At 69.8% G+C, this 18,445-nt stretch carries 18 protein-coding genes; 8 read left to right on the top strand and 10 right to left on the bottom strand.

What is annotated here, in order from left to right; all coding sequences use genetic code 11:
- The 3 genes from ACZ63J_RS43850 to ACZ63J_RS43840 all read right to left on the bottom strand — a co-directional run bounded on the left by ACZ63J_RS43850 (position 1) and on the right by ACZ63J_RS43840 (position 3,848).
- Positions 1-1,554: an acetolactate synthase large subunit gene (locus tag ACZ63J_RS43850; RefSeq protein WP_465402748.1), complete on the bottom strand. Its 1,554-nt coding sequence runs from the start codon at positions 1,552-1,554 to the stop codon at positions 1-3.
- 5 nt (positions 1,555-1,559) lie between these two features.
- Positions 1,560-2,945, bottom strand: coding sequence for an FAD-binding oxidoreductase (locus tag ACZ63J_RS43845; RefSeq protein WP_465402704.1), 1,386 nt, complete (start codon positions 2,943-2,945; stop codon positions 1,560-1,562).
- A gap of 144 nt (positions 2,946-3,089) precedes the next feature.
- Complete coding sequence (locus ACZ63J_RS43840; protein ID WP_465402706.1) at positions 3,090-3,848, bottom strand: PE-PPE domain-containing protein; 759 nt, start codon at positions 3,846-3,848, stop codon at positions 3,090-3,092.
- Between the two features lie 156 nt (positions 3,849-4,004).
- Here ACZ63J_RS43840 and ACZ63J_RS43835 point away from each other — a divergent pair, with 156 nt between their 5' ends.
- Positions 4,005-4,826, top strand: coding sequence for an aldo/keto reductase (locus tag ACZ63J_RS43835; protein ID WP_465402750.1), 822 nt, complete (start codon positions 4,005-4,007; stop codon positions 4,824-4,826).
- Positions 4,827-5,367: 541 nt separating this feature from the next.
- Here the strand turns inward: ACZ63J_RS43835 and ACZ63J_RS43830 are convergent.
- Together ACZ63J_RS43830 and ACZ63J_RS43825 are read right to left on the bottom strand one after the other, a co-directional pair.
- The gene (locus tag ACZ63J_RS43830) at positions 5,368-5,865 is read right to left on the bottom strand and encodes a DUF3830 family protein (RefSeq protein WP_465312772.1); all 498 of its coding nucleotides are present in this window, start codon (positions 5,863-5,865) and stop codon (positions 5,368-5,370) included.
- A 2-nt stretch (positions 5,866-5,867) separates the two neighbouring features.
- On the bottom strand, positions 5,868-7,124 hold the full coding sequence (locus ACZ63J_RS43825; RefSeq protein WP_465402708.1) for an aspartate aminotransferase family protein: 1,257 nt from the start codon (positions 7,122-7,124) through the stop codon (positions 5,868-5,870).
- Between the two features lie 92 nt (positions 7,125-7,216).
- Between ACZ63J_RS43825 and ACZ63J_RS43820 the strand changes: the two genes are divergently transcribed.
- The 3 genes from ACZ63J_RS43820 (at position 7,217) to ACZ63J_RS43810 (ending at position 10,260) form a co-directional block, all read left to right on the top strand.
- Positions 7,217-8,680: an NAD-dependent succinate-semialdehyde dehydrogenase gene (locus ACZ63J_RS43820; RefSeq protein WP_465402710.1), complete on the top strand. Its 1,464-nt coding sequence runs from the start codon at positions 7,217-7,219 to the stop codon at positions 8,678-8,680.
- The gene (locus ACZ63J_RS43815) at positions 8,677-9,735 is read left to right on the top strand and encodes a tartrate dehydrogenase (protein WP_465402712.1); all 1,059 of its coding nucleotides are present in this window, start codon (positions 8,677-8,679) and stop codon (positions 9,733-9,735) included. Before ACZ63J_RS43820 ends, ACZ63J_RS43815 begins: the two co-directional genes overlap by 4 nt.
- Before the next feature lie 99 nt (positions 9,736-9,834).
- Complete coding sequence (locus ACZ63J_RS43810) at positions 9,835-10,260, top strand: DUF4262 domain-containing protein (RefSeq protein WP_465402714.1); 426 nt, start codon at positions 9,835-9,837, stop codon at positions 10,258-10,260.
- Positions 10,261-10,462: 202 nt separating this feature from the next.
- Here ACZ63J_RS43810 and ACZ63J_RS43805 read toward each other — a convergent pair whose 3' ends face one another.
- Genes ACZ63J_RS43805 through ACZ63J_RS43795 form a run of 3 tightly spaced genes read right to left on the bottom strand, consistent with a single transcriptional unit; the run spans position 10,463 to position 12,751 of the window.
- The gene (locus tag ACZ63J_RS43805; protein WP_465402716.1) at positions 10,463-11,203 is read right to left on the bottom strand and encodes a GntR family transcriptional regulator; all 741 of its coding nucleotides are present in this window, start codon (positions 11,201-11,203) and stop codon (positions 10,463-10,465) included.
- A gap of 1 nt (position 11,204) precedes the next feature.
- Entirely contained in the window at positions 11,205-11,951 is a 747-nt protein-coding gene (locus ACZ63J_RS43800) for a maleate cis-trans isomerase family protein (RefSeq protein ID WP_465402718.1), read from the bottom strand.
- 59 nt (positions 11,952-12,010) lie between these two features.
- Positions 12,011-12,751, bottom strand: a complete 741-nt coding sequence (locus ACZ63J_RS43795; RefSeq protein ID WP_465402720.1) for a maleate cis-trans isomerase family protein — start codon at positions 12,749-12,751, stop codon at positions 12,011-12,013.
- 101 nt (positions 12,752-12,852) lie between these two features.
- Here ACZ63J_RS43795 and ACZ63J_RS43790 point away from each other — a divergent pair, with 101 nt between their 5' ends.
- The 4 genes from ACZ63J_RS43790 (at position 12,853) to ACZ63J_RS43775 (ending at position 16,280) form a co-directional block, all read left to right on the top strand.
- A complete protein-coding gene (locus tag ACZ63J_RS43790) occupies positions 12,853-13,851 on the top strand; it encodes a D-2-hydroxyacid dehydrogenase (RefSeq protein WP_465402722.1) in 999 nt (332 codons plus the stop codon).
- Positions 13,848-15,230: an amidase gene (locus tag ACZ63J_RS43785; RefSeq protein WP_465402724.1), complete on the top strand. Its 1,383-nt coding sequence runs from the start codon at positions 13,848-13,850 to the stop codon at positions 15,228-15,230. The genes ACZ63J_RS43790 and ACZ63J_RS43785 overlap by 4 nt, the downstream gene beginning before the upstream one ends.
- A 127-nt stretch (positions 15,231-15,357) precedes the next feature.
- Positions 15,358-15,546 (top strand): hypothetical protein, encoded by a 189-nt coding sequence (locus ACZ63J_RS43780; RefSeq protein ID WP_465312760.1) that lies wholly within the window; start codon positions 15,358-15,360, stop codon positions 15,544-15,546.
- Positions 15,547-15,827: 281 nt separating this feature from the next.
- Complete coding sequence (locus ACZ63J_RS43775; protein ID WP_465402726.1) at positions 15,828-16,280, top strand: MaoC family dehydratase; 453 nt, start codon at positions 15,828-15,830, stop codon at positions 16,278-16,280.
- Here the strand turns inward: ACZ63J_RS43775 and ACZ63J_RS43770 are convergent.
- Together ACZ63J_RS43770 and ACZ63J_RS43765 are read right to left on the bottom strand one after the other, a co-directional pair.
- Positions 16,258-17,487 carry an MFS transporter gene (locus ACZ63J_RS43770; RefSeq protein WP_465402728.1) on the bottom strand — a complete coding sequence of 410 codons (1,230 nt, stop codon included), beginning with the start codon at positions 17,485-17,487 and terminating at the stop codon, positions 16,258-16,260. The two genes, ACZ63J_RS43775 and ACZ63J_RS43770, sit on opposite strands and share 23 nt — an antisense overlap.
- Before the next feature lie 247 nt (positions 17,488-17,734).
- A complete protein-coding gene (locus tag ACZ63J_RS43765) occupies positions 17,735-18,244 on the bottom strand; it encodes an ArsR/SmtB family transcription factor (RefSeq protein ID WP_465402730.1) in 510 nt (169 codons plus the stop codon).
- Positions 18,245-18,445: the final 201 nt, after the last annotated feature.

The raw sequence follows: 18,445 nt of genomic DNA, 5'->3' as shown, positions 1-18,445 counted from the left end.
TCAGAGCAGCGGCGGCACCACGGCGTCGATCAGGTGCGGACCGGGTTCGGCGAACGCGCGCTGCAGCTGCTCGGCGAGCTCTTCGGCGGTGGTCGCGCGCGTCGCGGGGACGCCCAGGCCTTCCGCGATCTTCACGAAGTCCATGTCCGGCCGCGACAGGTCGAGCAGGTCGTTCGCCTTCGGCCCGCCCGACGCCGCGCCAACGCGCTGCAGCTCCAGCCGCAGGATCGCGTACGCGCGGTTGTTGAGCAGCACCGTCGTGACGTTCAGGTTTTCCCGCGCCTGCGTCCACAGCGCGGAGATGGTGTACAGCGCGCTGCCGTCCGATTGCAGGTTCAGGACGGGACGGTCCCGTCCCGCCACCGCCGCGCCGGTCGCGACCGGCATGCCGTAGCCGATCGCGCCGCCGGTGAGCGTCAGCACGTCGTGCCGCGGCGCGCCGGCCGTCGCAGTCGGCAGCAGCAGGCCGGACGTGTTCGCCTCGTCGGCGATGATCGCGTTCTCCGGGAGCAGCGCGCCGATGACGTCGACCCAGTTCTGCGGGGTCAGCGGACCGCTCGGCAGCGCGGGCCGGGACGCCTGCTGCAGCACCGGCTCGGTGTCTGCGGCGACGAGGTCGGCGACCTCGTTCAGTGCGCGCGTGACGTCCTGGCCGACGGACGCGAGCGTGTGCACCTGCGCGCCTTCGGGCACCAGGTCGCTCGGCTTGCCGGGATAGGCGAAGAACGACACCGGCGCTTTCGTCCCCGCGACGACGAGGTGCTTGACGCCGTCGAGCTGGTAGGTGACCTGCTCGGCGAGGTACCCGAGCCGCTCGATCGCCGGCAGTCCCGCGCCACGCTCGAGACGAGACGGGAACGTCTCGACGAAAACCTTCGCGCCGGTCGCGGCGGCGATCCGGCTGGCCGCGCGCAGACCTTCCTCGCGGCACGCGCTGCCGCCGACGAGCAGCGCCACCGGCTCACCGGCGCCGAACACCGCGGCGACGTCCTTGACGGTCGTCGCGTCCACGGCCTGCGGCACGCGCGGCGGGATCGGCGCGCACGTCTCGCCGCCTTCGCCCCACGAGGCGTCGGCGGGCAGGATCAGCGTGGCGACGCGGCCGGGCGCGTCCTGCGCGGCGGCGACCGCGGCGGCGGCGTCGGCCCCGACGTCCTTGGTGTGCTCCGAGCGGCGCACCCAGCCTTCCAGCGAGCCCGCGACGGCCTCGATGTCCGATTCCAGCGGCGCGTCGTACTGCTTGTGGTAGGTCGCGTGGTCGCCGACGATGTTGACGATCGGCGTGTGCGCACGACGTGCGTTGTGCAGGTTCGCGAGGCCGTTGCCCAGGCCGGGGCCGAGGTGCAGCAACGTCGCGGCGGGCTTGCCGGCGATGCGCGCGTAACCGTCGGCGGCGCCGGTGACCACACCTTCGAACAGCGCGAGCACTCCGCGCATCTCCGGAACGGAGTCGAGTGCGGCGACGAAGTGCATCTCCGACGTGCCGGGGTTCGCGAAGCACACATCGACGTCGGCGTCGACCAGCGTGCGGATCAGGGACTGGGCGCCGTTCATCTCGCTCATGCGGTTCCTTCGGGGAAGAGAACGCCGGGGTTGAGGATCCCGGCAGGGTCGAAGCTCTGCTTGATCTGGCGCATCAGCTCGATCTTCGCCGGATCCTCGAGTGCCTGGTGGTAGCCCGCCTTGGTGCGGCCGAGGCCGTGCTCGCCGGAGATCGCGCCGCCCAGCTCCATGGCGTAGGAGAAGATATCGGTGAGCAGCTGCTTCCGCCGGTCCGCGTCTTTACAGAAGATCCCGAGGTGGACGTTGCCGTCGCCGGCGTGCCCGCAGCCGAGCGCGCCGCCGCCCGCGGCCATCGCGAGCTCCCGCGCCTTGGTGATGAACTGCGGCATGGCGGTCCGCGGCACGACGACGTCGATCACGTCGTCGGCGCCGACCGCCTTCGCGGTCCAGAAGGCCTTCTCGCGGGCCTCGATGAGTTTGCGCGCGGCGCCGCCGTCCAGGACGTAGACGTCGACCGCGCCCAGCTCGCTGAGCAGCTCGCCGACGGTTTCGACGTCCTCTTCGAGTCGCCCGCCCTCGCGGTTCTCCAGCGCCACGACCAGGTATGCGTCGCATGTCTCGCGGATCTTGTCCGGGACGCCGAGCTCGAGCTTCTCGTTGTAGACGATGGCGGCCATCGTCATGTTGTCGATGTACTCGAGGATGTGCGGCGCGAGGCCGCTGGAGACGATCGCCGGGACGGCGGCCATGACCTGGTCGAAGTCGCCGAAGGGGGCGAGCACGGTGGCGCCGTGGGTGAGCCGCGGGTGCAGCTTGACGGTGATTTCGGTGGCCAGCGCGAGGGTGCCCTCGGAGCCGATGATCAGCTGCGTGAGGTCGTAGCCGGTGGAGATCTTCGACGTCTTGCCGCCGGTCCGGATGATCTCGCCGGTCGGCAGCACGGCCTGCAGGCCGAGCACGTTGTTGCGCGTGACGCCGTACTTGACCGCGCGCATCCCGCCCGCGTTCGTGCCGACGTTCCCGCCGACGCTCGCGCTGAGCTCACCGGGATAGACGGTGTAGCTGAGCCCGGCTTCGGCGGTCTTGACGTCGAGCTCGGCGAGCGTGACCCCGGGCTGCACGACGGCGACGTGGTTCCCGGTGTCGACTTCCAGGACTGCGTTCATGCGCTCGAAGGAGATCAGCAGGCCGTCCGTGCGGGGACGTGCAGCTCCGGACAAGCCGCTTCCGGAGCCGCGCGCGGTTACGGGCACGTTGTGCTCCGAAGCGGCTTTCAGCAGCTCCGCGACTTCTTCGGCGGTTGCCGGCTTCGCGACGTACGCGGGCTTCTGCGGCTCCGCCGTCAACGCTTCGTCGTGCGCATAGTCCTCGGAGATCGCGTCGCCGGTCAGCAGGTTCTTGTCCCCGACGATCTCGGCCAGCCGTGCTGCCACGTCGCCCATCGACAGTCTCTCCTCCGCGCCGTTGCTGTGGTTACCGCAGCGTAGTACGTACCGCCGGTACGCCGCTATGAAGGATTTTCATGTTCTTCAGGCGCGGACGAGGCCGGGCGGGCACCGCACCCGGCGCCCGCCCGGAGGAGCGACTCAGCCGATCGGCCAGGGCGGCCGGCAGTCCTGGCGCGGCAGCTCGATCGACGAGTTCGTGTAGACCCCGTCGGCGAGCGTGTCGGCCATGATCGGGCGTTCGACGTAGCACCAGTGCTGGGCGAAGTAGCCGCCCGGCGCCTCGGGCGTGTTGAAGTGGCAGACGCCGTCGGTCTGGATGCAGTAGCGGATGTACGGGATGCCGCCGAAGTCCGTTCGGCCCGGGCCGAACGAGACGTACCCGCCGAACGGCGACGGCGCGCCCGCGCCGGCCGGGATCACCGCGCTGATGCCGAGCCCGGGCGGGCCGACCGGCTGCATCGGGTCGGCGTACAGCTTCGCGTTGAAGTGGCCGCGGTCGACGTTCACGACGCCGTCCGCGATGTCGTTCAGCAGGAAGTTCGCGACGATCGCGCCCTGCGAGTACCCGACGACGGTGAACTCGCCGCCCGGGTCCTCGTTGAACGAATCCTGGGCGACGCGCTTCGCCTCCTCACGGCCGATGGCGACGCTCTGGTCCATCGGTGTCGCGCCGCACGGTCCCGGGAGCCCGGACGCGCCGGCCGGGTAGTTCACGACCTTGCGGATCCCGCCGCGCAGCCACGGTTCCTGGTACTGGTCCGCGTTCCCGTTGCAGGTGCCGCCGATCAGGATGTAGTAGTGCGCGCCTTCGGCGTGCGCGGCCGGTGCGGTGACGAATCCGGTGACGAGCGCCGCCACTGCGGCGCCGATCAGCGAAAGCCGTTTCAACCTCTTCACTTCGCAGTCCCCTCCGTCAGTTGATCACTGCCGCGGCGGACGCTAGGGAGGGTTGATGAAATCCGGATGAAACCGGTGATCAGGCGATTACAGACGAGGATTTAGTCCTGACTAAATCTCTGGTGGGTGACTCCGCGCCAGGTGATGCTTCCCGGCATGACATCGACGCACACCTTCGAAGACGGCTTTTCCGTGCGGCGGCTGGGTTTCGGCGCCATGCGGCTCACGGATTGGGACCACGTGCCCGACGGCGCCGCTGCCGTCGCGCGCCGCGCGGCCGAGCTCGGCGTGACCTTCTTCGACACCGCCGACGCCTATGACCTGGGATTGAACGAAGAGCTGCTCGCCGACGCGCTCCACCCCTATCCGGGACTGCTCGTGGCGACGAAGTGCGGCCACACGCGCCCGAGCCGGGGCGAGTGGGTGCCGCTCGGCCGGCCTGAGTACCTGCGGCAGCAAGCGGAACTCTCGCTGCGGCGGCTGCGCGTTGAACGGCTCGAGCTGCTGCAGCTGCACCGCCTCGACCCGCAGGTGCCGCTCGCCGACCAGATCGGTGCGCTCGCCCGGCTGCGGATGGAGGGCAAGGTCGCCCGGATCGGGTTGTCCGAGGTCAGTGTGGCGCAGCTGGCCGAAGTGCGGGCCATCACGCCCATCGCGAGCGTGCAGAACCGCTACAACCTGACGGACCGCGCGTCGGACGACGTCCTCGAGTACTGCGAGCGCGAGGGGATCGCGTTCGTCCCGTGGCTGCCGATCGCACGGGGTGACCACGCGACGGCGGGCGGCGTGCTCGGAAAGGTCGCGGCCGGCCTCGGCGCGACACCCGCTCAGGTGTCCCTCGCCTGGTTGCTGCGCCGTTCACCGGTGGTGGTTCCCATTCCTGGAACGTCTTCGATTCCGCACCTCGAAGAAAACTGCGCCGCCGTCGGAATCACGCTTTCCGATGACGATTTCCAGCGCTTGGACGCGCTGGCGTGAAAGCGGCCCGGCCGCGGTTTCCCGCGGCCGTGCGTCCGGCTCCCGCCTGGGTCAGACGAGCCAGCCGAGAACGTGCGCCAGGTGCGCCAGCGCGCCGGTGAGGATGTCGTGGCAGTAGTGGGCGTGCTGGGCGAACATCTGCATGGAATGGCTCCTTGTCGAATAACTCATGGATTCCCTGGAGTGCTCTCCGTGGAGAGCGGAATCAGGTTTTCACCGTGCTGGCGAGGTGTCAAAGAGCCATTCCTGAACGACGCCGCCACCGCGGAATCTTCCCATGCTAAACGCGTAATCCCTTCGTGTTTGACGCCGGGGTGCCCGCTTTGGCGGTCAACCACTCTAGGTAGCGAGCGGGGTGAATATCACCGTCGGTAGTTCCGACCTTGATCCGGCATCCTGGGCACTCGCGTAGCTCGATGTGGTGATCACCGGACACGAAAGGTGAATTCGCGATGATCACCCTTTCGGGTGGCGGGCAACGCAAAAAGGGGACGCCGGGTGCGGAGTTCCGCACCCGGCGTCCCCTTGCCGGGTAAAGGATTCAGGCTCGCGCGAACGAGAGCGTCTCGCCCTCGACGCCCCGCAACCAGAGGTCCTGCGCGGCCGCCGCCATCTCGGCCAGGCCCTCCTCGATCGTGGCGAACACGTTGCCGGGCACCCAGCCCGCGTCCCCGTTGATCAGCAGGTTGTTGCGCCCGTAGAAGATCGCGAGGTCGGTCGCGCCCTGGTCGCTGTGCGCTTCGCTGTCTTCGTCGTAGCCGTACGCGGGGTTGCCGATCTCCCAGGCTTCGAACCCGAAGTACACGACGTCGCCCGGGATCGGCGTGATCGTCGGGTTCTCGCGCCCGGGCTTCGGCTCCGCGAACGGCGGCACGAGCGTGTAGACCTCGTTGCGCGCGTACTTCGCGTGATAGGCCGAGCCGCTCTGCGGCAACGCGTCCCACACCGCTTTGCAGGTGCGCGGCGCCTCGTCGTCGAGCAGCCTTGCCCGGCAGGTCACCCCGCGCTTGTCCAGGGTGATCGTGATGTACCGGGCCATGCTCAGCTCCCCGTGACGGAGGCGACGACCTCGCCCCAGGTGCGCAGCGCGTCGTCGACCTGTTCGGCGTTGACGATCAGCGGCGGCACCATGCGGACGACGTTCATGTACGGCCCGCAGGTGAGCAGCAGCAGCCCGTTCTTGGCGGCGGTCTGCTGCGCGGCGGCCGCGGTCGCGGCGTCCGGCTCGCCGTCGGCGGTGGTGAACTCCGAGCCGACCAGCAGGCCGAGCCCCCGCACCTCGCCGATCGCCGGCGTCTTGTCCGCGATCACCCGCGCGCCTTCGAGCAGCTGGCGCCCGCGCTCGGCGGCGTTCTCCACCAGGTTCTCCTGCTGGATGACCTCGAGCGTCGCGATCGCCGCGGCGCACGAGACGGCGTTGCCGCCGTACGTGCCGCCCTGCGAACCCGGGAGCGCCTTCGCCATCAGCTCCTGCGAAGCGGCGATGCCAGACAGCGGGAAGCCGCTGGCCAGGCCTTTCGCGATGAGCACGATGTCGGGGGAGACGTCGAAGTGGTCGTGCCCCCAGAACTTCCCGGTGCGGCCGAAACCGGTCTGGATCTCGTCGACGACGAGCAGGATCCCGTGCCGGTCCGCGCGCTCGCGCAGGCCGGCCATGAACTCGGTGTTCGCCGGGACGTACCCGCCCTCGCCGAGCACGGGCTCGACGAAGATCGCAGCGGTCTCGTTGGGCGCGCTGACCGTCTGGAACAGGTAGTCCAGCTCTCGCAGCGCGAACTTCGTCGCGGTCTGCTCGTCCCAGCCGTAGTGGTAGGCGTAGGGGAACGGCGCGACGTGCACGCCCGCCATCAGAGGGCCGATGCCGGCGCTGAACCGCGTTCCGGACGTCGTCATCGACGCCGCCGCGACGGTCCGGCCGTGGAAGCCGCCCTGCATGACGATGACATTCGGACGTTTTGTCGCCTGCCGCGAAAGCCGCAACGCAGCTTCGACGGCTTCGCTGCCCGAGTTCGAGTAGAAGAGCGAGTCGAGCCCGCTCGGCAGGACCTCGCCGAGCCGTTTCGTCAGCTCGAGCAGGGGCTGGTGCATCACGGTCGTGTACTGCCCGTGGACGAGCTTGCCGATCTGCTCCTGTGCCGCGCGCACGACGTGCGGGTGACAGTGCCCGGTGCTCGTCACGCCGATGCCGGCGGTGAAGTCGAGGTGGCGTTTGCCGTCGACGTCGTAGAGGTAAACCCCTTCACCGTGGTCGACCACGACGGGCGTTGCCTGCTTGAGCAGCGGAGATAGCTGGGCCATGGCAGCGTGCTCCTTGGTCGGTTGAGCGGGTTGTCGATTGTTGACAATATCCATAGCATGGCCCTCGGGACAACACGTGAGGAGCAGTCGGGATGAGCGCGAGCACCGAGTCCGGCGTCGTCGACGCGGTCGGCAAGGAACTGTTCATCGGCGGCAAGTGGGTCGCCGCCGGGTCCGGGAAGACGTTCCCGGTGGTCGACCCGGCCACCGGCAAAGAGCTGTGCCAGGTCGCCGACGCCTCCCCGGCGGACGGCGTTGCAGCTCTGGATGCCGCCGTCGCCGCCCAAGCGGACTTCGCGAAAATGGCGCCGCGGGAGCGCGGAGAGATCCTGCGCCGGGCGTACGAGCTGCTGATGCAGCGCCAGGACGAGCTCGGCCTGCTCATGACCCTCGAGATGGGCAAGCCGCTCGCCGAGTCGAAGGGCGAGATCGCCTACGCCGCCGAGTTCTTCCGCTGGTTCGCCGAGGAGGCCGTCCGGATCGACGGCGGCTTCGCGACCGCCCCGAACGGAACGGGCCGGTTCCTCATCACCAAGCAGCCGGTCGGGCCGACCCTGCTGATCACGCCGTGGAACTTCCCGATGGCGATGGGCACCCGCAAGATCGGCCCGGCCATCGCCGCGGGCTGCACTTCGGTGATCAAGCCGGCTGCGCAGACGCCGCTGTCGATGCTCGCGCTGGCCGGCATCCTCGCCGAGGCCGGACTGCCCGAAGGCGTGCTCAACGTCATCACCACCAGCGACTCCGGCGGCGTGATGGAGCCGCTGATCCGCGACGGGCGGGCGCGCAAGCTCTCGTTCACCGGGTCCACCGGAGTCGGCCGGAAGCTGCTGGAGCAGTGCGCCGACAAGGTGCTGCGGACGTCGATGGAGCTGGGCGGCAACGCGCCGTTCCTGGTCTTCGACGACGCCGACATGGACGCGGCCATCGACGGCGCGATGCAGGCGAAGATGCGCAACATCGGCGAGGCCTGCACCGCCGCCAACCGGTTCTACGTGCAGCGCGGCGTCGTCGAAGAGTTCTCCCGGCGGCTGACCGAGCGCATGCAAGCCCTGCCGATGGGCCGCGGCACGGAGAAGGACGTCGTGGTCGGACCGCTGATCGACGGCAAGGCCGTCGAAAAGGTGACGGAGCTGGTCAAGGACGCCACCGACCGCGGCGCGAAGGTGCTCACCGGCGGCTCCGGCGTCGACGGTCCGGGCCACTTCTACCAGGCCACCGTGCTCACCGACGTTCCGCAGGAGGCGCGGCTGACGCACGAGGAGATCTTCGGGCCGGTCGCCCCGATCACGCCGTTCGACACCGAAGAAGAGGCGGTGACGAAGGCGAACGACACCGAGTTCGGCTTGGTCTCCTACGTCTACACCAGCGACCTCAAGCGCGCGCTGCGCGTCTCCGAGGCGCTCGAAGCCGGCATGATCGGGCTCAACCAGGGCATCGTGTCGAACCCGGCGGCGCCGTTCGGCGGGATCAAGCAGTCCGGGCTCGGTCGCGAAGGCGGCACGGTCGGCATCGAGGAGTTCCTCGAGACCAAGTACATCGCGGTGGCCCTGTGAGCTCCTACCGCATCGCGAGCATCCCCGGCGACGGGATCGGCGTGGACGTCACGGTCGAGGCCCGCAAGATCCTCGACCGGGCTTCCGCGCTCTTCGGCTTCTCCTTGGAATGGACGGGGTTCGACTGGAGCTGCGAGCGGTACGCCCAGCTCGGCGCGATGATGCCGGACGACGGCGTCGAGCAGCTCTCGGCGTTCGACGGCATCCTGCTCGGCGCGGTCGGCTTCCCCGGTGTCCCGGACCACGTTTCATTGTGGGGCCTGCTGATCCCGCTGCGGCGCGCGTTCCAGCAGTACGTCAACCTGCGTCCGGTGCGGCTGCTGCCGGGCACGACGTCCGTGCTGGCCGGCCGGAAGGCCGAGGAGCTGGAGCTGGTCATCGTCCGCGAGAACTCCGAAGGGGAGTACTCCGCGATCGGCGGGCGGCACAACGCCGGGCGTCCCGACGAGTTCGTGCTGCAGGAGTCGGTCTTCACGCGCGTCGGTGTCGAACGGATCATCCGGTACGCGTTCGAGCTGGCGCAGACGCGGTCTTTGCGCGTCTGCTCGGCGACGAAGTCCAACGGGCTCATCCACTCGATGCCCTTCTGGGACGAGATCTTCGCCGAGGTCGCGGCCGGGTATTCGGATGTCCACAGTGAACAGATGCACGTGGATGCCTTGGCGGCGCGGATGGTCCAGGCGCCGGACCGACTCGACGTCATCGTGGGGTCGAACCTCTTCGGCGACATCCTGAGCGACCTCGCGGCCGCGATCACCGGCGGACTCGGCATGGCGCCGTCGGGCAACATCAACCCATCGGGTGAATTCCCGTCGATGTTCGAGGCCGTCCACGGGAGTGCTCCGGACATCGCGGGGCAGGGGATCGCCAACCCCGTGGCGCAGATCCTGGCGGCCGCGATGCTGGTCGAACACCTGGGCGAAACCGTTGCCGCGCAAGCGATCCGGACCGCGGTGGACCGGGTGCTCGACGAGGGCCGCGTGCGGACCCCCGACCTCGGCGGCACGCATACCACAGAACGGCTCGGCACGGCGGTGGCCGAAGCGCTGGGCTGAGTTTTTGTCGGTGCCCTCCGGCACGGTGGCCCCAAGTCCACCAAGGGGGAGGAGGCACCGATGTGCCGGCAATGCGAGGACCCGGACAGATCCGGGTACGTGGAACGGCTTCGGGACGGCGTGGCCGACCGGGGCTGGCTTGTGCAAGGCGTGGAAGGGAGCGGGCTGTACCCGCCGTGGGCCTACACCATCGGCCTCAGCGGGTACGGCCTGCCCGAACTGGTCGTGACCGGCCTGCCCGTGCCGGAGGCCGCGCAACTGCTCAACGACATGGCTTTGCACGCGCTGCACGCAACGCCGCCCTCGCCGGGAGAATCCGTTGTGTTGCGCGGCAAACCGCCGATCGAGGTCGTTCCGGTCACGGAGCCGTCCGCGCACCTGGTGTTCGCGGTGGCGCTGTACGGCCCGGGAGTCCGCGCGCTGCAACTGGTGTACGCGGATCCGGAGGGCCGTTTCCCGTGGTCCGCGGATTTCCGTGACGGCCGCGGTGGCCAGCCGGTCCTGGGAGTCCGTCATGCGCGCTGACTGCGGGTGCGGCGTGCCTGTGGGCTGCTTCCCGATACCGGTGCCGTCCGTCCAGGTACGCGTGCCGTTCTTTCCGGTGCGCGAAAAGACCGTCCGGGTGCGCGCGTCATCCGTTCCGGCACGCGAACCGTTCGTCCGGGTGCGTGTGCCGACCTCGCAACCACGCATGTCGGCTCTGCGATCACGCGTGTCGGCCGTCAGATCACGGGCGTCGGCGCTCCGATCCCGCGTTTCCCGGCACCGGCGGGGCTTGCCCCTCCTTGAGGCTCGTCCCCGGCGCGAGCCGCTGAACCGCGTCCTCCATGTGCGAGTCGAGCAGGGCCAGCGCCGTCTCCTCGTCGCCGTCGCGCAGGGCCTGGATGAGCTTCGTGTGCTCCTCCACCCGTTCCTCGACCCGCTGGTAGGTGCTCTGAAGCGCGGTCAGGCACATCCGCGTCTCGATGAGCAGGGTCCGGGCCATCCGGACGAGCCGTTTGCTGCCGGAGGCGTTGATGAGGGCCTCGTGGAACTTGAGGTCCGCCGTGGAAAGCGCGCTCGGGTCGTCTTCGCTCGCGGCCGTCGCCATCTCCGTGACGGTGTGCTCGAGGACGTCCGCGATCCGGTCCCGTTCCCCGCCACGCACGGCGCGAATCATCGCGGCGCGTTCGATCGCAGAGCGGGCGGCGTAGATGTCGTAGACGTCGCCGGGCTCGAGGTCGATCACGAACAGCCCACGGTGCCGCTCGCTGCGCAGGAGGCCTTCGGATACCAGGTGCTGCATCGCTTCCCGGAGTGGCCCCCGTGACACCTGGAACCGTGAGGCCAGCTCGGTTTCGCCGAGCTGGGTGCCCGGCGGGAGGGCGCCGGTCATGATCGCGTCGCGCAGCTGACGCGCGATGACCGCGGCCGTCGACTCGCGGCTCACCGGCTCGATCTCGGGCAGCATGCCCGGTGGCAGGGCCATCTCAGGCGCTCCCGTCCGGCAGATGCCGGAAGAGCGCACCGAGCGAGCGGACGAGCCGGTGCTGCCCGGTCAGGCGCAGGCCTTCCCAGACGGTGACCTGGTTCGCGGTCAGAACGGGCTTCTTCAGCGCGAACTCGACGGCGTTGATCTCCTGGAGGGTCCGCATCGCGGTGTCCGGCACCAGCACGGCGTCGGCGTCCGGGTGGTCGTGGCTGACGGCGAGTTCAATGACGGCCTCCGGCGTCATCGAGCCGACCTCCGCGGCGGTGATGATGTCGGCGCTGGCCATTGCGACGACTTCGACGCCACCAGCTTTGAGGAAGTCCACGAACAGCTGGGCGATGTCGTCCGGGTAGCTCGCGGCGACGGCGACCCGCTTGACGTTCAGAGCACGCGCGGCGTGCACGAACGCGAAAGAGGTGCTGGAGGCCGGCACCCCGGCGACGGCGGCGAGGCGGTCGGCCTGGTCGCGCGCGCCGTCCCAGCCGTAGACGAAGCTGCCGCTGGTGCACGCCCAGACGACCGCGTCCGGTTCGTGCTTCCCGAGGAGGGCGGCGCCGTCGGCGAGACGGGCTTCGCTGCCGAGGTCGAGCAGTTCGGCGACCGCGTGCTTGTCGGTGCCGTAGATGTGCTCGACCGCCAGCCGGATGTCGCCCTCGTCGGCCGCCGCGCCGCCGAGCAGCTGCTCGGCCAGCGGGTAGTCGTCTTCGGCCGCGTGGTCGGGGTAGATGAAACCGATGGTGGTCACGAAACCTCCGGAGGGACGCAAATTGTCGACAATCCTAGAGGGCCGGTCAAGGAAATCCTTCACGACACGTCACGAAGCCACTTCCCGGGTCCGACGATCGGCAGGTTCATCCGGCGCAGGCACGCCCACATGGTCAGCTGGTTGGCCGTGAGCACCGGCTTGCCGAGCGCAGCTTCCAGCGGCTCGATCAGGTCGTAGGTCGGGAGGTTGGTGCAGCTGACGAAGATCGCCTCGGCGTCGCCGTGGTCGGCGGCGAGGATGCGCTCGGCGATCGTCCGGTAGCTGACCTTCCAGATGCCGCCGCCCAGCCCGAGGTGGTCGCTGGCCACCGTCTCGACGTTCAGTTCGCCCAGGAAGTCGTGCAGAGCTGCGGTCAGGTCGGCGTCGTAGGGCGTCAGCACCGACACACGGTGCAGGTCGAGCTGGTGCAGCACCTCTGCGAGCGCACCCGAGGTGGTGACCGCGTCCGGTGCGCCTGCGTCGCAGATCGCCTTGGTCAGGGAGCGCTCGTAGTCGACGCCGTTGACGAAGCTGCCCGACGTGCAGAGATAGGCGACCACCTCGGGCTCGACGTGCAGCACGTCGCGGGTGGCGCCGGCCAGGTGGTGGCTGTCGCTGACGAGACGTGCCATCTCCATGCTCACCGGCACGGGCTCGTACGGCGTCCGGGCGAGGTGCAGCGACACCTCCATCGGCACCCATCGCCAGAGCTCGCGCTCCAGTGCGAGGTCGAAGGGCGCGATGACCCCGATGCCGCGTTGCGCCAGCGGGCCGTCGAACGCCAGGAAGTCGAAATCCAAGGCTCAGCCTCCGGAATACGTCTGAACTTGACACGTCCGGTGCTCCGGGGGTCATTCCTCGGATTGTTGACAATCATACGAGCCGCTTTTACCGTGTCAACGTGATCGCCTCGGAAAACCGGGAAACTCCCGTCCTGGCCGTGCTCTGCGGCGAGCACCGTCCACCGGACATGCGTGCTGTCGAATCCGGGGCGGTTGTGCGTTACACGGACGCGGCCGGCCTCGCAGATGCGCTGGCCGGAGCGGATGCACTCTTCGTCTACGACTTCCTCTCCACGGCGGTGCCGGGCGCCTGGCACGCCGCCGACCGGCTGCGCTGGCTGCACATCGCCAGCGCGGGCGTCGACCCGGTGCTGTTCCCCGGGCTGGTCGAGAGCGACGTCGTCCTCACGAACTCGCGCGGAGTCTTCGACGACGCCATCGCGGAGTATGTCCTGGGTGTCGTCCTGGCGTTCGCGAAGGACTTCGCGAAGTCTCGCGACCTGCAGCTCGCGGGTCGCTGGCAGCACCGCGAGAGCGAGCGCATCGCCGGGCGCGAGGTGGTGGTCGTCGGCACTGGGCCGATCGGCCGGGCGATCGCGCGGCTGCTGCGCGCCGCAAGGATGCGGGTCAGTGGCGCAGGCCGGCGGGAGCGTACCGGCGACCCTGACTTCGGCGTCGTGCACGAGTCTTCGCGGCTCACCGAGTTTCTGCCGCACGCTGACTACGTCGTCGCCGTCGCACCGCTGACCGAGCACACCAAAGGCATGTTCGACGCGCGTGCGTTCGCCGCGATGAAGCCGTCCGCGCGGTTCGTGAACGTCGGGCGGGGCGAGCTGGTGGTCACCTCGGACCTGGTCGCGGCGCTCGCGGACAAGACCATCGCCGGCGCGGCGCTCGACGTCTTCGACACCGAGCCGCTGCCCGCGGAGAGCCCGCTTTGGCGCATGCCGGACGTGCTGGTCTCACCGCACATGTCCGGGGACTTCATCGGCTGGCGGAACACGCTGGTCGAGGTGTTCGCCGAGAACTTCCGCCGCTGGCGCGCTGGGGAGCCGCTGCGCAATGTCGTCGACAAGTCGCTCGGCTACGTGCCGTCGGGGAACCAGGGAGCCGGATGAACGACAGGATGCTGACCGCCAGCGAGCTCGTCGCCGCGTACGCGACCGGCGAACTCTCGCCGGTCGAGGCGACGCAAAACGCGCTGCAGGCCATCGAGGACCGGGACGGCGAGTGCAACGCCTACTGCCTCGTCGACGCCGACGGGGCGCTCGAACAGGCCAAGGCGTCCGAGATCCGCTGGCGGGACGGCAACCCGATCGGCCTGCTCGACGGCGTGCCGTCCTCGATCAAGGACATGTTCCTCACGCAGGGGTGGCCGACCGTCCGGGGTTCGAAGAGCATCAGCCCGGATCAGCCGTGGGACGTCGACAGCCCGGTCGCCGCGCGCATGCGTGAGGCCGGCCTGGTGCTGCTCGGCAAGACGACCACGCCCGAGATCGCCTGGAAGGGCGTCACCGACAGCCCGCTGCAGGGCATCACGCGCAACCCGGTCGACCCGTCGAAGACCTCGGGGGGCTCGAGCGGCGGCAGTGCCGCGGCCGTCGCGGCGGGGATGGGCGAGCTGTCGGTCGGCACCGACGGCGGTGGCTCGGTGCGGATCCCGGCGTCGTTCTGCGGGATCGTCGGGCTCAAGCCGACCCACGGCCGGATCCCGCTCTACCCGGCGAGCCCGTTCGGGCCGCTGTCGCACGCCGGACCGATGGCGCGGTCGGTGGACGACACCGCGCTGCTGCTGGACGTGCTGTCGATGCCCGACCACCGTGACCCGGCCGCGCTGGCGCCGCCGGTGACGTCGTTCCGCGAGGCGGTCCGGCGGGACGTGCGCGGCCTGATCGCCGCCTTCTCGCCGACGCTCGGGTATGTCGACGTCGACCCGGAGATCGCCGAGATCGTCGCGGCGGCGGTGCGCGCGCTGAGCGACGCGGGGCTGCACATCGAGGAGACCGACCCGGGGTTCGCCGACCCGAAGCCGGCGTTCGACGTCCTGTGGTCGTCGGGTGCGGCGAAGCTGCTCGATTCGTTCCCGCCGGGCTCCGAGGACCGGACCGACCCGGGCCTGCGGAAGGTCTGGGAGCTGGGCAAGACGTGGAGCGCGAGCGACTACCTCGACGCCACGGCCGAGCGAGCAGCGCTGGGCATCCTGATGGGCGAGTTCCACACGCGCTACGACGTGCTGATCACCCCGACGATCCCGATCGCTGCGTTCGAAGCCGGGCACAACGTGCCGCCGGGCAGCGGGCTGAGCGAGTGGCCGGAGTGGACGCCGTTCACGTACCCGTTCAACATGACGCAGCAGCCGGCGATCAGCGTCCCGGCCGGGCGCACGTCCACGGGGCTGCCGGTGGGCCTGCAGATCGTCGGTCCGCGCCACTCGGACGACCTCGTGCTGGCCGTGGCGAAGCTCCTGGAGGAAGTCCGGCCCTGGGCGCCCGCCTGACCACACTTGAGGGTGAAACCCGGGCCGTCGCGGAGAAAGCTGTGCCACTGTCGGCCGGGTGAACGCTCCAGGCTGGCGGTACGAACGAGCCATTCCCACGGTAGACGCGGCCGGACAGCCAACCCGGGTGGTGGTCGGCCTGATCGAGCAGGGCGACCGCCTGGCGGCAGCGGTCCGGGTGGACGACGGCAAGGCGGCGCTGGTCCCGCTGGAGACGGGCGGCGAGTTGCTGAAGGCGTTGCGCGAGACGCTGGAGAACTGGTGGCGCCTCGACGGCCACCGCGACCTGACGCCGGAACCTCGCGCGGGACGTTGACCGGAGCAGCTCTCGCGCCGGGCGAACCTGCAGCTCTCCGCGACCCGAGCCAGCAGCTCTATGTGGCCAAAGCGAGTGCACCTCTCGCGCTTGAGCGATCCCGGCCAGGGCCCGCCCTATCCCGGGGGTCGGCCCCCTGGCCAGTCTATCGGGCGGTGTGGGCGGTTCTGGCTTTTCGGGGGTTTCGCGCCGGAGTTGTCCACAACCGGCTGAGGGTGGGGACAACCGCGTGCCGTGGGAGCAATCGATCCTGAGCCTTTCGTCTGTGGCACGCTGCGGCCATGACGAGCGATCGCTACTTCGAGGACTACGTCCAGGGCACGACCTACGACTGCGGCAGCGTTGAGGTCACCGAGACCGAGATCCTCGAATTCGCCCGGCGCTACGACCCGCAGAGCTTCCACACCGACGCGGCCGCCGCGGCCGAGGGGCCGTTCGGCGGGCTGATCGCCAGTGGCTGGCACACCGCCAGCCTGATGATGCGGCTCTACGCTGACCACTACCTGTCCACTGTGTCCAGTCTGGGGAGCCCGGGCGTCGACGAGCTGCGGTGGCCGCGTCCGGTGCGGCCGGGGGCCGTGTTGCGGTTGCGGGCGACCGTCACCGAGGCGCGGCTCTCCCGCTCGAAGCCGGATCGTGGGCTGGTGCGCACGCACGTCGAGCTCGTCGACGCGGGGGACGATGTCGTCTTCAGTGCGAGCCTGCTGAACTTCATCCTGGTTCGCCCGAGCTGATCGGTGCGTGGCGGACCAGGCCGCGCACCTGCGGGTTGACCAGCACCAGCGCCGTCGTGGCGACGACCAGGGCCGCGCCGCCGAGCAGTGTTGCCTCGTGGCCGGCGGCTTCGGCTAGGGGACCGGCGCTGATCTGGCCGAGCGGCATCGCGACGAACGAGCCGAGCATGTCGTAGGAGTAGACGCGGGCGAGCTTGGCGGGCGGGATGTTCTCCTGCAGGGACACGTCCCACGCGACGGAGAACTGCTCGATCGCGATCCCGGACAGGAACATCGCGAACAACAGCGGCAGCAGGTACGGCGTCTCGCCGAGGGCGAGCATCGGCAGCGCGTCGACCATGACCAGTGCGACGCCGATCAGGAGCATCCGCCGCGGTTGCCAGCGTGCGGCGACGATGCCGCCGAGCAGTGACCCCGCGGTCTGCACGGCCAGTGCGAGGCCCCAGCCGGTGCGGCCGAAGGTCTCGTCGGCGACGAGCGGGCCGATCACCAGGAGCGCGCCCGCGTTCACGGCGTTGACCACCATGAACTGCAGCACCACCAGCCACACCCACGAGCGGGCGCGGAACTCGTGCCAACCCACGGCGAGCTCGGCGAGCGGACGGCTGCCCGGGATCCGCTCTCCGCGCGGCAGCCGGATCCGGCGGTACGACAGCGCGGCGGCGAGGAACAGCACGGCGTTCCCGGCGAGCGCCCAGCCGGAGCCGACGAAGGCGACGAGGATCCCGGCGAGCCCGGCGCCGGCGATGCGGCCGACGTTCGACAGCAGCCGGACCAGCGCGTTCGCCTGGGCGAGCAACGGGGAAGGCACCGTCAACGGCGTGAGCGAGGCGGCTGCGGGCAGGGAGATCGCCGAGACGGCGCCGTTGAGCAGGCTGAGCCCGACCAGCAGCGGGATCGAGGCGAATCCACAAAGGACGCTAGCGGCGATGGCGGCCTGGGTGAGCGCGGCGGCGGTTTCGGTGCCCTGCAGGATCACCGACCGCGGCAGCCGATCGGCCAGCATGCCGCCGAACAGCACGAGCAAAACGTTGGCGATCGACCGCGCCCCGACGACGATCCCGAGATCAACGGCCGACCCGGTCAGATCGACAACCGCGAAGGCCAGTGCAAAGGGCGCGACGGCGTTGGCGAAGTCGGCGAACGTCCGGCCGGTGACGAGGGCGCGGAAGCGGGTCTCGCGTAGCGGGGCGAGCAGTGGGTTCATGGGAGAAGCTCCGGGGGCGTGGGTGACAACTCGACGGCGAGGGTGACGACCGGCGGGACAAGAGGATTCGCGCGAAGCTTGGCGGCGGGGTTCAGGTGGCTCGGTTAACGAGCGTTCACGCGGCTGCTTGTGGTTGGTCGCGGACGCGGGCGTAGCCGCTTCGCCGCGACGACGGCCAATAGAGATGCTCTAGCCGCTCCGCGAGCGCGCCGACGGGCACCGGCGTCGTACCTCCCAGGCCGCGCGCTCACGGCGGTTCGCCCAGTTCGAACAGGGCCACGCTTGCGCTGACCCGCACCGTCCCCGGGGTTCGCGGTGGCTGCGCCGCGTCGTGCAGCTCTTGGCTCAACGCCGTCGCCCGCTCGAGCAACCCCGCCCAGACCGCCGGGTCCACCCACAGCTCCGCGTCCGTCAGCGATGCCGGGCGATCCGCCGCACGGGAACTCGCCCGCCGGAGCAGCTCGCCCGCGATGGCCTTCGTCAAGAGCTGCTCCTCCGCCGGGTCGTGGCGCGTCAGGCGGCGGCCCGAGTCCGGGTGGTGGCGGTAGCGCTTCGCCCGGCCGCCGCGGATCTGGACCTCCTCGGCCACCGCCACCAGGCCCGCTTCGTGCAGGCGGCGCAAGTGGTAGCTGATGTTGGCCTGCGTGTCGTCCAGCTCTCGCGCCGCTTCGGCCGCGCTCATCGCCGTGCCCGTCAGGAGGGACAGGATGCGCATGCGCAGCGGGTGGGCCAGGACACGCAGGTGGTCGTAGGGCACGGTGCGAGTCTGCCACGACTGTCAAAGACGTATTTGGGGGTTTCGTTGGCCGGGAAGACTGACGCATTGGTCTGATCGCCGCCGGCGCCGCTCCCGAAGGCGTCGGCTAGGGCGTGTCCTGTAAGCGGTTGAGCTGGACCTCTGGTAGTTGTGCTGGGTGGTTGGTCGCGGTGAGCTCACGGACAAAGCGTGGGCGGTGAT

The organism is Amycolatopsis sp. NPDC104863, from assembly GCF_055582965.1.
The sequence above is the reverse complement of the archived record's forward strand: the minus strand, read 5'-3'. Positions and strand labels throughout refer to the sequence as shown.

Coding starts and splice junctions, on each gene's coding strand:
- ACZ63J_RS43850 (WP_465402748.1), bottom strand. CDS start 1,554: ATGAACGGCGCCCAGTCCCTGATCCGCACGCTGGTCGACGCCGACGTC.
- ACZ63J_RS43845 (WP_465402704.1), bottom strand. CDS start 2,945: ATGGGCGACGTGGCAGCACGGCTGGCCGAGATCGTCGGGGACAAGAAC.
- ACZ63J_RS43835 (WP_465402750.1), top strand. CDS start 4,005: ATGACATCGACGCACACCTTCGAAGACGGCTTTTCCGTGCGGCGGCTG.
- ACZ63J_RS43830 (WP_465312772.1), bottom strand. CDS start 5,865: ATGGCCCGGTACATCACGATCACCCTGGACAAGCGCGGGGTGACCTGC.
- ACZ63J_RS43825 (WP_465402708.1), bottom strand. CDS start 7,124: ATGGCCCAGCTATCTCCGCTGCTCAAGCAGGCAACGCCCGTCGTGGTC.
- ACZ63J_RS43820 (WP_465402710.1), top strand. CDS start 7,217: ATGAGCGCGAGCACCGAGTCCGGCGTCGTCGACGCGGTCGGCAAGGAA.
- ACZ63J_RS43805 (WP_465402716.1), bottom strand. CDS start 11,203: ATGGCCCTGCCACCGGGCATGCTGCCCGAGATCGAGCCGGTGAGCCGC.
- ACZ63J_RS43785 (WP_465402724.1), top strand. CDS start 13,848: ATGAACGACAGGATGCTGACCGCCAGCGAGCTCGTCGCCGCGTACGCG.
- ACZ63J_RS43775 (WP_465402726.1), top strand. CDS start 15,828: ATGACGAGCGATCGCTACTTCGAGGACTACGTCCAGGGCACGACCTAC.
- ACZ63J_RS43770 (WP_465402728.1), bottom strand. CDS start 17,487: ATGAACCCACTGCTCGCCCCGCTACGCGAGACCCGCTTCCGCGCCCTC.